The organism is Curtobacterium sp. MCLR17_042, assembly GCF_003234695.1.
Taxonomy (GTDB): Bacteria; Actinomycetota; Actinomycetes; order Actinomycetales; family Microbacteriaceae; genus Curtobacterium; species Curtobacterium flaccumfaciens.
This window is the reverse complement of record NZ_QKTD01000020.1, coordinates 34,625-47,500: the sequence shown is the minus strand read 5'-3', so window position 1 is coordinate 47,500 and position 12,876 is coordinate 34,625. Positions and strand designations below refer to the sequence as shown.

General features: G+C 65.0%; 11 protein-coding genes. 9 read left to right on the top strand and 2 right to left on the bottom strand.

All coding sequences use genetic code 11. The features are described from left to right. The first annotated feature begins 159 nt into the window (after positions 1 to 159). The 9 genes from DEJ02_RS16605 to DEJ02_RS16570 all read left to right on the top strand — a co-directional run bounded on the left by DEJ02_RS16605 (position 160) and on the right by DEJ02_RS16570 (position 8,081). Positions 160 to 639, top strand: coding sequence for a DUF4395 domain-containing protein (locus tag DEJ02_RS16605; protein ID WP_111033854.1), 480 nt, complete (start codon positions 160 to 162; stop codon positions 637 to 639). Positions 640 to 895: 256 nt separating this feature from the next. Further along, positions 896 to 1,345, top strand: a complete 450-nt coding sequence (locus DEJ02_RS16600) for a hypothetical protein (RefSeq protein ID WP_146249325.1) — start codon at positions 896 to 898, stop codon at positions 1,343 to 1,345. Beyond that, positions 1,342 to 1,935: a hypothetical protein gene (locus DEJ02_RS16595; protein ID WP_111033852.1), complete on the top strand. Its 594-nt coding sequence runs from the start codon at positions 1,342 to 1,344 to the stop codon at positions 1,933 to 1,935. The genes DEJ02_RS16600 and DEJ02_RS16595 overlap by 4 nt, the downstream gene beginning before the upstream one ends. Before the next feature lie 94 nt (positions 1,936 to 2,029). Beyond that, the gene (locus tag DEJ02_RS16590) at positions 2,030 to 2,767 is read left to right on the top strand and encodes an ATP-binding cassette domain-containing protein (RefSeq protein WP_111033857.1); all 738 of its coding nucleotides are present in this window, start codon (positions 2,030 to 2,032) and stop codon (positions 2,765 to 2,767) included. Next, positions 2,767 to 4,059 (top strand): hypothetical protein, encoded by a 1,293-nt coding sequence (locus DEJ02_RS18360; protein ID WP_146249324.1) that lies wholly within the window; start codon positions 2,767 to 2,769, stop codon positions 4,057 to 4,059. Before DEJ02_RS16590 ends, DEJ02_RS18360 begins: the two co-directional genes overlap by 1 nt. Then, a complete protein-coding gene (locus DEJ02_RS18355) occupies positions 4,056 to 4,730 on the top strand; it encodes a hypothetical protein (RefSeq protein WP_146249323.1) in 675 nt (224 codons plus the stop codon). The genes DEJ02_RS18360 and DEJ02_RS18355 overlap by 4 nt, the downstream gene beginning before the upstream one ends. Then, positions 4,699 to 5,595 (top strand): MurR/RpiR family transcriptional regulator, encoded by an 897-nt coding sequence (locus tag DEJ02_RS16580; protein ID WP_111033851.1) that lies wholly within the window; start codon positions 4,699 to 4,701, stop codon positions 5,593 to 5,595. The genes DEJ02_RS18355 and DEJ02_RS16580 overlap by 32 nt, the downstream gene beginning before the upstream one ends. Positions 5,596 to 5,603: 8 nt before the next feature. Beyond that, complete coding sequence (murQ, locus tag DEJ02_RS16575) at positions 5,604 to 6,527, top strand: N-acetylmuramic acid 6-phosphate etherase (RefSeq protein WP_111033850.1); 924 nt, start codon at positions 5,604 to 5,606, stop codon at positions 6,525 to 6,527. A gap of 45 nt (positions 6,528 to 6,572) precedes the next feature. Then, the gene (locus DEJ02_RS16570; protein ID WP_111033849.1) at positions 6,573 to 8,081 is read left to right on the top strand and encodes a PTS transporter subunit EIIC; all 1,509 of its coding nucleotides are present in this window, start codon (positions 6,573 to 6,575) and stop codon (positions 8,079 to 8,081) included. Between the two features lie 321 nt (positions 8,082 to 8,402). On the opposite strand, the gene DEJ02_RS16565 is transcribed toward DEJ02_RS16570, so the two are convergent. Next, the gene (locus tag DEJ02_RS16565) at positions 8,403 to 10,880 is read right to left on the bottom strand and encodes a DEAD/DEAH box helicase (RefSeq protein WP_111033848.1); all 2,478 of its coding nucleotides are present in this window, start codon (positions 10,878 to 10,880) and stop codon (positions 8,403 to 8,405) included. After that, on the bottom strand, positions 10,867 to 12,687 hold the full coding sequence (locus DEJ02_RS16560; RefSeq protein ID WP_111033847.1) for a site-specific DNA-methyltransferase: 1,821 nt from the start codon (positions 12,685 to 12,687) through the stop codon (positions 10,867 to 10,869). Before DEJ02_RS16560 ends, DEJ02_RS16565 begins: the two co-directional genes overlap by 14 nt. Positions 12,688 to 12,876: the final 189 nt, after the last annotated feature.

Sequence of the window (12,876 nt, the reverse complement as noted above, 5' to 3'; positions counted from 1 at the left end):
CCTCCTCGTCGATCGTTCCGGCACCGCCCCCACCCGCTTCGGAGGCCCACCCCGCCCACCCGAGCTCGCCGCAGCCCTCGCCACCGTCCTGACCGCAGGCAGTACAGGAACCGCAGGCACCACAGGCACCGCAGACACGACCGGCACCCAGGAGTCCCGATGACCACCACGACCGACACCGACCGCGGCATCGACCCGCGCTCCCCACGCTTCGGCGCCGCCATCACCTCGGTGCTCCTCGCCGCGACGATCGTCCTCACGCTCATCCCCGAGACGTGGATTGCCGGCATCGTGCTGCTCGCGGTCATCGTCGCGCTGTTCGCCGTCGGAGGCATCGCCGGCATCCGCCGCCACCCCTACGGCGCACTCTTCCGACGGGTCGTCCGCCCCCGCCTCGCCCCGCCCGCCGAACTCGAGGCTCCGGAACCCCCGACCTTCGCCCAGCAGGTCGGCCTGTTCGTGACCGCGGTCGCACTGCTCCTCGCGCTGCTCGGCGTGCCGTACGCCGCCCCGATCGGTGCGGCGGTCGCCCTGGTCGCCGCGTTCCTCAACGCCGTCTTCGACGTCTGCATCGGCTGCCTGCTCTACGTGTGGCTGGTTCGGGCGGGCGTCTTCCGTCCGCGGCGCGGCGTCGCCTGACGGCGTCCGGCCTGGAGGCCCGCCTCGCCTCGATCGCACCGCCAGCGTCCGACAGGTGCTCGGCTCCAGAACACGGCTCTGCCCCGCCCCGTAGGGTGAGCGGGTGGGGGAAGACGAACGAATCATCCGGCGCGCGTGGCGTCGTACCGCCCTGGTCGTGGCGATCGCCGCGGTCGCGGGAGCGGTGGCAGGTTGGGCAACCTCGCGGGACGAGGACGGTTGGACCGTCGCCCTGGCGATCTGCACGTGCGTCGCCGTGCTGGTCGGCGTGGCCGGGATGCTCTCGTTGCTCCCCGCGACAGCACGCGCGTCGTCGATCATCACGCAGGCGACCGAGGACCTGACGAGAGACCGCCGCAGGATCATCAAGGGAGCCATCCGCTCGGGCGTTCCGCTCGCGGACGACGCAGGCCCGGAGCTGCAGCACCGCGCGCTCACCGTCGCCCGCGGGACCGCCGCGTTCAACGGGCTGATCCTCGTCCAGAACCTCCTGCTGTTCGCAGGAGCCGCCGCTCCCCAGTTCGCCCGGGTCGTCACCGGCGATGGCAACGCGATCATCAGCCGGATCTTCCTCGCGCTCTTCGTCATCGAAATGGTGTTCGTCGCGCCGTTGCTGGTAGCCCGAGGCCGCCGAGCACGGCGCTACGCGGATGCCGCCACCGCCGACAACGAACGCCGCACCGACTCTCCGGTCTCCGTCGTATGACCACCGCGACGGAGGCACCAGAGACGATCGCCCGCCGAGCCTGGCGCAGAACCGCCGTCATCGTCACGATCGGCGTGGTCCTCGGTGCGGTCGGCGGGTCGCTCTTCGCACGGCAGGACAGCGCGCTCGAGACCACCCTCGCGATCGTCGGCATCGCTGCAGGAGTGGGTGGTCTTCTCGGCACCTTCTCGATGCTCACCACGACGCTCCGCCGATCCTCCGACATGCAGGCGCCGATCGATGGGCTCTCACGCTTCGGCCGGAAGACGCTCGCGCAGGCGATCGCGAGCGGGACCCCGGTCGAACCAGCCGACTCCGACCTCGCACGACGGGCATTTGACCTCGCCCGTCTTCGCGCTGCCTACCAACCGGTCGCGCTCGGCCAGTTCCTGCTGCTCTACGTGGGGATTGCTGGCCCGCAGATCCCGAACCTGTTCGACGACAACTCGTTCGTAGCTGGCCTCAGTCGCATCATCTGCGGAGCACTCCTCGTCGTGGCTGCCGCCATGTCCCCCGTCATTCTGCGTCAGACCCGGGCTGCACGACGCTACGTGCAGGCGGCCACCGAAGCAGCCGCCCGCCAGCGCTGACTCAGTCGGCCTGCCGCACCTCGTGCTCCTGAGGCAATCCTTCGCCCTGTACGGTGAAACACCAGTACAAGGTTTCAAGGGGGGCGCAGTGGGCATGCAGATCGACGAACTGACTTTCGGGTACCGGCGCGACCACACGGTGCTCTCCGGGTTGTCGACGGTGTTCCCGACCGGAGCGAGCGTCCTGCTCGGGCCGAACGGCGCTGGCAAGTCGACCCTGCTCGGGCTCGTCGCCGACACGCTCCGCCCCCGCGCCGGGACGATCAGCATCGAGGGACTGGGGGAACCGGGGACGCGCGGAGACCGCCGACGGTACCGCCGCGGCGTCGCGTGGCTTCCGCAGCGGAGCGGCGCCTTCCCCGGCCTGACCGCTCGAGAGCACGTCGCCTACTGCGGCTGGTTGAAGGGCTTGTCGCGCGCCGACGCCTGGGATCGCTCGACGGCTGCCCTGACCGCCGTCGATCTCGCCACGCGAGCCGACGCACGAGCGTCCTCGTTGTCGGGCGGCCAGATCCGGCGGCTCGGCGTTGCCGGCGCGCTGGTGTCCGGCGCGCAGTGGATCCTGCTCGACGAACCGACGGCCGGACTCGATCCGGCACAGCGCGCGCGGTTCGCTCGGGTGATCCAGAACCTGCCGACGGAAGTGTCCGTCGTCGTCTCGACGCACCAGACCGAGGACGTCGCCGCGACCTACGACCATGTGACTGTCCTCGTCGACGGCCGGGTGCCGTTCGCTGGTTCGGTCGCGTCGTTCACCGAGCCGTTCGCAGACCTCTCGCCCGCCGAGGCGATCAACGCTTCGTACGCGCGGTTCACGAGCGAGGACGACTGATGCGCCCGATCATCCCGTGGCGCAGCCGAGCGGCAGTGTGGCTCCTCATTCCTGGGTTGCTCGGCGTCGTCGCGTACAGCGTGCAGTTCGCGGATGAGACGAGCGTCGACGGCTACTGGCCCGCCGCTACAGCGGGCTCCGCGATCTACCTGGTGTTCTCGTGCGGCGTTGCGGCCACGGCCGGCGCCTGGGAAGGGAAGCGCTTCCGAGCTGGGGCGCCCGTGATCGAGACCAGCAGCCGATCCAGCGCAGCAGTCATCGCCGATCACCTGTGGACACCACTGGCCGCCGGTCTCTTGCTCCAGCTCGTCGCGGTCGCACTCATGAGCCGGGACACCTGGGGCGCTCCCGGTGGCCCGTCGCCCCTCATCGGCCTGGCCTTCGCGGGGATCCTGTTCTTCCACAGCTGCATCGGGTTCGCACTGGGGCGGTGGCTCCCGCCGGTGGTGTCCATCCCGCTGAGCCTGCTCGTCTCGTACAGCTGGCTCGGCTTCACCTGGTCCGTGGACTACTTCCCGCTCCGGTACCTCGCCGGTCTCGTGATGGCGGACTGCTGCTCGGTCGAGACCGCGCTCGACGTCCGGGCACCGATCATCGCGACGGCGTTCAGTGTGCTCGCCGGGTGCAGTCTGCTCGTCATCGCGGTCGCCCGACGCTCGAGTGGTGACCGTGCGCGCCGGTTCGGACTCCAGATCGGCGCGAGCTCGTTCGTCGTGATCACCATCGTCGCACTGACCGCCGGCTCCGGCCTCGGCGCGGCACCGATCGTCGACCGCCCGCAAGCGCAGGCGATCTGCAGCGGCGCGGCGCCGACGATCTGCCTCTTCCCGGAGCAACGCGACAGCGGCAACTCAGAATCCGTCATCCGCAAGGCTGCGGAGAACCTCGGCCGATCGGGCATCACGGTGCCGCCGACCATCCGCGCGAGCAACGCGCCGTCGACGCCCGACGTCCTGAACGTGATCGTCCAGGTCCGGATGACCGACGCCGACGTGCTCCACAGCATCACCACCTCCTTGCTCGGCGACGCCGAGGTGGCGTACTGCGGCGCCGAGGAGGACGATGCCGAACGCCTCAACGATGCCGCCGTCGCCAACCGATGGCTCATCGACGTCGCCGCCGAGGGCATCGTGAACGCCGACCACGTGGAACCCGCCCTCGAGCTGGACGACCCCGACGTTCTGCGAGCCCTCCGTCGTGCTCCGGTCCCCGCTCAGGCCGCGTGGGTCAGCGCGACGATCGACCGGCTGACGGATTGCTCGGTCGGCCACATCCCGGTGCCGTCCTCGTGATCTGGTGGCTGCGTGTCCACCGCACCCTGCCGTTGCTCGGACTCACGACCGCCCTGACGGTGCTCTCGATCACGCTCGGCCCGATCGGCATGCTCTTCCCCTCGTTCGGCGGCGGCGCACCGTTCGCACTGATCCCCGTCGCGGCCGTGCTCCCGCTGGTGATCGCCATCGCGACGAGCGCTTCGATCACCCGCGCACCGTTCCCCGCGCCCACTCGGCGGACGGACCTGCTCGAGCTGGCCACCGTCATCGCCGTGGTCGCGCTGGTGACCGCCACCGCGAGCATCGGCCTCGCGGTCGGCGCCGAACCCGAGGCCGCGGTCGCGACCGCCCGGAACACGATCGTGTTCTGCGCACTCGCACTGGTCAGCCGAGCGGTACTCGGCGGCCGGTACCAGTCCGTGCCAGGCGTGCTCTACCTGTTCATCGCTGCGCTGTTCGGTCGCGGGAGTCCCGGCCACCCAGCCGGATGGGCCGGAGTCGTGTCGACGAACACCGACCCGGCGTCGTGGGCGTTCGTCCTCCCCGTCGTGATCGCCGCCACCGTCGGTTCGCTGGCACACGGTCGGGCACAACGACGTAACACGCAATTTACTTTCAGCACTGGCGCTCGCCTACGAAAGACGCTTTCATGGCGGAATGACGATCACCGAGCGGCCCGAGCGATCTGAGCGCGCCGACGCCTTCGCCCTCGTCCGCACTCAGTCGGCGAGCATGCCGTCGAGCATGCGCGCCATCGCCGACGCCGTCCTCGAGGACCCGGCTGCCGCGGCCACCACGAACGCCACCGATCTCGCCGGCCGGGCCAGGGTCTCCCCCGCCACGGTCTCCCGCTTCGCCCAGCACCTGGGCTTCGCGAACTTCGCCGCCCTGCAGCGCAGCATGACCCGCGCCGTCGAACGCGGTATCCACGAGCGTGAGTCCACCGAAATCCACGCCGGTGTCGCGGTCGACGACGACGTCGCCACCGTCATCGCGAAGGTCACCGAGGACGTCCGAGCGGTGATGGCCGACACCCGCGCCGCACTCGACCCGCACGCGCTCGAGGCAGCGGCAGCAGCCGTGAGCGACGCCCGCCGCGTCGTCCTGTACGGCGTCGGCGCGAGCGGCATCGTCGCCCGAGACCTACACCTCAAGCTCGAACGCATCGGCATCGTGAGCTCGATCGCCGACGACCCACACAACGCCCTGACACTGGCGAGCGTGATCGGCGAGCACGACGTCCTGGTGCTCGTCAGCCACTCGGGCTCCACCGTCGAGACCCTCGAGGTCGCCCACGCCGCCCGAGCCCAACACGCCACGATCATCGCGATCACCGGCCACGCCGCCGCCCCTCTCGCCACCACCGCCGACCACGTCCTGCTCGGTGTCGCCGGTGCCGAGAGTGCCCTGCGCCCCGCGGCGATGGGCAGCCGGATGAGCCAGCTCGCCATCGTCGACACCCTGTTCATCGTCGTCGCGCAGCGCACCGACGAGCGCTCCCAGCCGCTCCTCGCCCGCAGCCGCGACGCCGTCCGCACCCACCACCGGAACTGAGCACCACCATGAACCAGACGCACGAAACCCACGACGCCCTCCGCGACGAACTCGCGGCCCTCACCACCGAGGCGACCGACCACTCACTGGACGACATCGACACGATCTCCACGCTCGAAGCTGCCCAGCGCATGAACGCCGGCGACCGCAGCGTGCCTGCGGCACTGGAGCCGTGCCTCCCGGCCATCGCCCTGGCGGCAGACTCGATCGCCGCAGCGTTCGCGCGCGGCGGCCGACTCGTCTACGTCGGCGCCGGCACGCCGGGCCGGCTCGGCGTCCTCGACGCCAGCGAGTGCCCGCCCACCTTCGGCACCGACCCGAGCCAAGTGGTCGGCGTGATCGCCGGCGGCGCCCCCGCCCTGACCACCGCGGTGGAGGGCGCGGAGGACGACGAAGCAGCCGCCGTCCGCGACCTCGACGCGCTCGGCCTGACAGCCGACGACGTGGTCGTCGGGATCAGCGCGTCCGGCAGGACGCCCTACGTCATCGCAGCCATCCTGAAGGCCCGGCGCCGCTCCGCCCTGTCGGTCTCCGTCGCGTGCAACCCCGACTCGGCCGCGGGGCGGGAGGCGGACATCGCCATCGACGTCGTCGTCGGCCCCGAGTTCATCGCCGGATCGACCCGCCTGAAGGCGGGCACCGCGCAGAAGCTCGTCCTGAACATGCTCACCACGCTCGCGATGGTGCGCAGCCACAAGACGTACGGCAACCGCATGGTCGACGTGCGGGCGACGAACGCGAAGCTCGTCGCGCGGGCGTTCTCACTCGTGCAGGACGTCACCGGTGCTCCCCCCGCCGAGGTCCAGGCAGCGCTCGAAGCCTCGGACGGCGAGGTGAAGACCGCCATCGCCGTGATCCTGACCGGCGCCTCGGCTGCCGATGCCCGCGAGCGCCTCGATGCTGCTGCCGGCTCGTTGCGCGCCGTGCTGTAGAGCTCGTTCCCCTTTTCCGTTTCCTTTCCCCCGAGGAGCACAGCAATGCCCGATGCACAGCAACTCGCCCAGCAGATCCTCGACGCCGTCGGCGGTTCCGCGAACATCGCCGACGTCGAGAACTGCATGACCCGCCTGCGGGTCGAGGTCGTGTCCGACTCCTCCGTCGCGCTCGAAGACCTCAAGGCCACCGACGGCGTCATGGCCGCGATCGCGGCCGGCTCGAACCTGCAGATCGTGCTCGGCCCGGGTCTCGTCGACCGCGTGGCCGACGGCCTGGAGGCCCTGCGCGCGGCCGCCCCGTCGGCTACGGCTGGTGGGTCTGGTGCGTCGCCTGAGGAGCTCGCTGCTCGCGGTGCGTCCATCAAGGCGACCGCGCGGTCCCGTTCCGACGGCCGCACCATGCGCGCTATCCGGAAGATCTCCGCGATCTTCATCCCGCTCATCCCCGCACTGATCGCCTGCGGGCTGATCGCCGGGATCAACGGCATCCTGACGAACCTGGGGTGGGTGCCTGCGCTCACGCCGTTCCTCGGCGTGCTCTCGTCCGGCTTCCTGTCGCTGCTCGCCGTGTTCGTCGGGATGAACGCCGCGAAGGAGTTCGGCGGAACGCCCATCCTCGGTGGTGCGGTCGGCGGCATCATCGTCGCGGCCGGCGTCGCGAACGTCACCGTGTTCGGCGAGACCCTGGCGCCCGGGCAGGGCGGTGTGCTCGGCGCGTTGGCCGGTGGCATCCTCGCCGCGTACGTCGAGCGCTTCATGCGCCGGGTCACGCCCGACGTCATCGCGCTCATCGTCGTGCCGACCGTGACCGTCCTCGTTGCCGGTTCGATCACGCTCGGGATCCTGATGTCCGTCGCCGGTGTCGTCTCGGTCGCGATCGGTACCGCGGCGACCTGGCTCCTCGCGAACGGTGGAGCCTTCGCCGGCTTCGTGCTCGGAGGCCTCTTCCTCCCGCTCGTCATGACCGGGATGCACCAGGGGCTCATCCCGATCCACACCACCCTGATCGACCAGACCGGGTGGACCGTGCTGCTGCCCGTCCTGGCAATGGGTGGAGCCGGGCAGATCGGTGCGTGCATCGCGCTGTGGGTGCGGTTCCGGTCGAACGCCTCGCTGGTGCGGACCATCCGCGGGGCGCTCCCGGCCGGGTTCCTCGGTGTCGGCGAGCCCCTAATCTACGGCGTGACGCTCCCCCTCGGGCGGCCGTTCATCACCGCGTGCATCGGTGGAGCGTTCGGCGGCGGGGTCGTCGGGCTGTTCGACCAGCTCGGGCACTCCGTCGGGGCGATCGCGATCGGTGCCTCGGACCTGTCGCTCATCCCGCTGCTGAACGGGTCGTCCGGGTACGGGTGGGCGCTGCTCGGGTACGGGTCGGGGCTCGTGGTGGCGTACGCGGTGGGGTTCGTGGCGACGTTGTTGTTCGGGGTGTCTGATTCCGTGCAGGCGGATCTGGTGGCGGAGTCAGACAAGGCGCCCGGCGAGGCGGTGGCTCCGGACGCTCCTCTCAATGTGCAGGTCACACCGGCTGTATCCGGAAAAACTACGCATTGATGAGCTGGGCACAAGCAACACCTGGCTCCTGCTCCGTCGGGCGTAGCAAACTTAGGGACCTCAGTAGAGTACGTATTACGGATGTGTTGATATCCCAGCCGGTAAGTCGATAGCGAACCTTTAACCTCACTCCCGAAAATCACTCAGGCACCCCGCGAGGTCATAGCATCTTCGTGCCCCCTCCACCTCGCTCAGCTGAATAATGCCGACGCGCCTGGCAAAAATACCGCTGACACCAGCAAACACTGCACCTACGCGGAAGCATTTTCTTCCGCGGACGCTAATCACCCCCAAGGCCCAAGGCCCAAGGCCCAACTACGCCTACTCGCCGCCGACCTCAGAACTGGACTTGAGGCCGGGCCAAGTGTCACCGGAAGCCCGGATTGAACTCTCCGTCACAAACATATATCTCCATTCTTCGGAGAATAGTTCAGAGTCGGATGCACGCCTCGCCCATTCGTTTGCACTTGCCTTCTTCGACTGCACGGAATCTGAACCCGCCGAGGATTCAGATTTACCCTCGATCATCCAAAACACGCCGTTGTCATCGAGCGCAATAAAGTCGGGGAAATAACGCACGAAACCTGCCCCACCTTGTACAACGACGCCGTCTCGCTGTTCAAGACGAAGCCATCGGACGATCCCCGGAGCCTTATCGAGAATAAGTGCGATAGACCACTCGGTCGAGATCGCATCAAATCGAGCCAAGGACATCGCGTGCTTATACCATCCACCCACTGCGGCCCGCGGCGCGGGCGGCTCGCTACCCTCATGCGCGTTTTTCTCGTTCCCGTAGACAACATCAACACGCCGGGGGACCTCTAAGCGCTCCAAGTCCACCGACCACTTGAGTGACCTTTTATATTCTGCCGTTTGCGCTCGAATGACGCCAACAATCCCTTGCCGCGCCCGTTCCATCCACGAACGCGTCCAATGCTCCGCCGGTCCGGCACTTTTGAGATAGCGGTCAACCATCTTATTTACGCGAGAGATCGTCGACGCGGTCCTAGGCACCTCGGGCGCAGCATCAATCACAGCCTGTCTGAGAATCCGTACCACATCGTCTCGACTAGCAATGTCCTTATGCGTGACCTTCAGGTTCTCTTCGTCCCTGGTGCCGATGACCGTTCGATCCGCCTCTCGGTGACTCGTCAATTCAGTCCGTTTGACCTCATCCGCCTCTACGCTGGCACGGTGCTGTCGCCCTGCAATATCGATCACTTGGTCGGGAATCGAGACCAGTTCAAACGGCATTTCATCACGGGACACCCTCGGGAGCGGAAAGCTAAAAGACCAAAATGGCCCGATCTCCCGAGCCGGCGTTGATTGATCACCGGCTTCGCTAGTGCGATCGTCCAGTTCAGCAGCTTCAATCACCGGAACACCATCTGCATTCGCGACGGTGAGAACCTCAGAAGGACCTGAACCGGCTGAGCCGCGGGACGGAACCGAAAGACCTTCGGCTGATACCCATTCCGCATCCTCGGTATCGCCTTCGACCGCCTCGATCACCGAAGCTGGAACGACCGCGTACCCCTGAGGATCCACACTCTGGTCTTGACCAATCGGCCGATCCCGGAGGGTCCGCGCCGCCAAAAGATCTTTCTGAGCAAGCAGTGCACGGTATGAATCATGAGCGACGATATCGAGAGAGTCCACCATCGCCCGCCCCGTGCGCTCTCCGAAGGGAAGACGTAAACCACGGCCCATCACCTGTTCGGTAAGAGCCTGCGAAGCGAGCTTCCGGAGGGCAACCAGTACCGCGATGTTACTTACATCCCAACCTTCCCGCAGCTTATTAACGGAAACGATCGCTCGTATGGGGGATTCAACATCCTCGACCGCTTCGAGAGCCTCAAGATCTTCTTGGCTGGACTCAGATGTCACTACAAGTATTGCTTCGCGCTCACCGAAGAAATCCGGACCAGCGAGAAGGGAACCGACATCATTTGCATGGTTGATGGACGACGCCACGATGAATATCACTGGCCTTGTGCTCTGACCGCGAGCCGCGGACTCCGCTGCATACGCCACTTCTTTCGCCCTCAGTACGTCAACCGCATCTAGGAGCTGTAGTCGTTCGGACGAAGTACCATTCGGGCGGTAAACAATTACCGGCCGTTTCACGAATCCGTCAGCAATAGCATCCCCGAGGGTGTACTCGAAGACGATCTTCTCGCGGTCTGCGGGTTCGGGCGTCGCGGTCAGTCCGACGACATACTGAGCTCCAAGTTCGCGAATAGCGGCATTAAACGCTTTTGCTTTGGAATGATAGAGATGATGCTCATCTGCTAACACCAACAAATCTGGTGCGTTCTGCAAATATTCGTAGAGGCTAGCGCCGAATTCCTCTTGAATCTTACGGGTCCCCAGGTTCACTCCTTCTCTGGACGAGAGGAGCTGGTGAATATTGAATATGAAGACATGCGTCCGCTCGGTGTCGGCCAGATCCGCGCCTTGCGCGTTGTAGGTCGAAGGAGTTAGAACGACTGGTACTCGTTCCGCTCCCTGAACGAACCGACGCGACCCTGGTCTAAAGTTGTCTTCAGTCTTAGACTGAACGACTCGACCTGGCGTAACAATGAGAATATTTTTGCACCCTTGCTCCGAGGCGTACTCCACCAACGCAGCCATGAGGAACGTCTTTCCGACACCAGTCGCTATATCCGCGACCAGCTCTCGCCCGGTTTCGCGCCCGTCCATCGAAGAGATGATACGCGCAAGAGCCCGCTTATTCGGCTCCCGCAATCTGAAAGCAGCGGCGATTCTCTCTATGAGAGCCGGGTCATAAGTAAGCACGAGAAGCCTTCCAAGAGTTTAGGTAATCGGGCGAGCGGACTATCTGCAATCGAGAACTGTTTAAAGATGCGTACCGACGCGCAGACTCGTCAATTCCTCCGGCGACAACTAGAGTGGAACACTCCGGATCCAATTCTCGCACTATCTGCTTGAGATCCTCGTCGAACACGACTCCGTCAATGACCGCAAGCCAGTAGTTTCCCCGCTTTCCCGCAAAGAGACCACGCGGCATATTGAAGAAGCCGAGTTGTCCGGCAACGTGAGCCGCAAAATTCTCGCCCTTGGCAGCCGCCGTCAATACGGTCGAGCCGTCGAAGGACTCGTACATTCGGTCCGCCAACCGCGCGTAAGTGAACCCTCCGCCCCCATCCCACCGCACGTCGGTCTCTTCTACCGTCTTCGTCATCTCTCGCAGGAGCTTCAGCGCGGGATCTTTTGAGAGATTTAGCTCGCCCGCAAGGAGTCGCAGCATGCGATTGAATTCGATGGCTTGCTCAGGCGAGAATGCGTCCGAAACGGCAGACTGAGTCACAAACCTAAGTGTCGTCGTTTGGCTAATGCCACCCTCGTCTACACCATCAATCACAGCTCGAAGACGAGGAAGAATGAAGCTCTCGATGTTCGACTCAGATAACTCACAAGTAATCCAGCGGCGGCCGAGTTTGTGAGCCGTCGCAGCAGTCGTGCCCGATCCAGCGAAACAATCGAGGACCATATCGCCCTCGTCGGTAGCAACTTCGATGATCCTTGCCAGCAATCGCTCCGGCTTTGGAGTCGAGAATATTTCCCCTTCTGGGAACAGCTGGCGTAAATGACGTTTTGCCTCTTTGTTTGTGCCCGCTTTGAAACGATCCCACCAGGAATCCACGGGAATCTGTTCCTCTCCGGCCTCCTGAGCATACTGCTTCACGTAGGGCTGGAGATTACCGCCACGATCCTTTTTCCATTCAAGGAGATGTGAATGCGTTTGTATTTTGTCGCGCCCCCAGCGCCACGTACCTTGCTTTCCATCGGGCCTGATCGGCCAAACCTCCTCACCGTTAGGGGCGGCGACAGGGAACCATCCCGATGGCGCTTCCGTACGCAAGGAATTCGACCCCCACTTCCGCAGGGGGAAGGTTGCATAGGGTCGCCCATCGCTTTCCACGAAGGGAAATTTCACTTTTGCTTTTCCCTTGATGGGCTTGGGTTCCCAGGTGCCACCTCGCTGCCTATAGATGAAAATAGTATCGTGAGAACCTGGAACGTGTTTTGCGTCCATCTTTGCAGCGTAGGTCTTTTGCCACACTACCTCGCCTGCATAAGAGTCGATGCCGAACACTTCGTCGAGGAGCAACCGCATACGGTGGCTTTCATTCTCGTCTACGTGCACCCAGATTGAACCATCACGACTAAGAAGAGGCTGGATCAGACGTAGTCGTTCATTCATCATGCTCAGCCAGATCGAATGTTCGAGGGCGTCCTCGTAGTGCGTGCCGAAAACCCCACCCGTGTTGAATGGAGGGTCGATATAGCACAGCTTGATCTTTCCCAGATACTTAGCAGATAGCTCAGGCACCCGATTCAGGGAGCGCAGAACATCGACGTTGTCTCCGAGAATCAACAGATTGGACGAAGCGCCATTTTCGCCGTCAGCTTCACCGATACGACGGACAACCTCGATTCTTCGGACTTCCGAAACCCGGGGATCACTGTCGCTGACCCAGTCGTACCCGTATTGACCATCCTCCGTGCTGACAAGGCTGGACCCCTTGCCAACCCAATTCAACCCCAAACTTCCCCGTGTCGGAATAGGCATCTCACGCATCCCCTTCAATTCGAAGCATCAATTCCGCGGCGACCCCTCAGTTTCTGGAACAGTGTTCAATCGACTCAAGCAGACCGGACGTAGTCGCTCACTCGCGACGCCATCGAGACTGATGTGTGGCCGGAACCTGGCGGCTGCCTCCGCCGAGCTCCGGGGCTGGCTTGCCAGCCGACGCCTGCCCTGCATCAG

Excerpts from the sequence above, each read along its gene's own strand:
- DEJ02_RS16605 (WP_111033854.1), top strand. The coding sequence starts at position 160 with ATGACCACCACGACCGACACCGACCGCGGCATCGACCCGCGCTCCCCA.
- DEJ02_RS16595 (WP_111033852.1), top strand. The coding sequence starts at position 1,342 with ATGACCACCGCGACGGAGGCACCAGAGACGATCGCCCGCCGAGCCTGG.
- DEJ02_RS16590 (WP_111033857.1), top strand. The coding sequence starts at position 2,030 with ATGCAGATCGACGAACTGACTTTCGGGTACCGGCGCGACCACACGGTG.
- DEJ02_RS18360 (WP_146249324.1), top strand. The coding sequence starts at position 2,767 with ATGCGCCCGATCATCCCGTGGCGCAGCCGAGCGGCAGTGTGGCTCCTC.
- DEJ02_RS16580 (WP_111033851.1), top strand. The coding sequence starts at position 4,699 with ATGACGATCACCGAGCGGCCCGAGCGATCTGAGCGCGCCGACGCCTTC.
- murQ (WP_111033850.1), top strand. The coding sequence starts at position 5,604 with ATGAACCAGACGCACGAAACCCACGACGCCCTCCGCGACGAACTCGCG.
- DEJ02_RS16570 (WP_111033849.1), top strand. The coding sequence starts at position 6,573 with ATGCCCGATGCACAGCAACTCGCCCAGCAGATCCTCGACGCCGTCGGC.
- DEJ02_RS16560 (WP_111033847.1), bottom strand. The coding sequence starts at position 12,687 with ATGCGTGAGATGCCTATTCCGACACGGGGAAGTTTGGGGTTGAATTGG.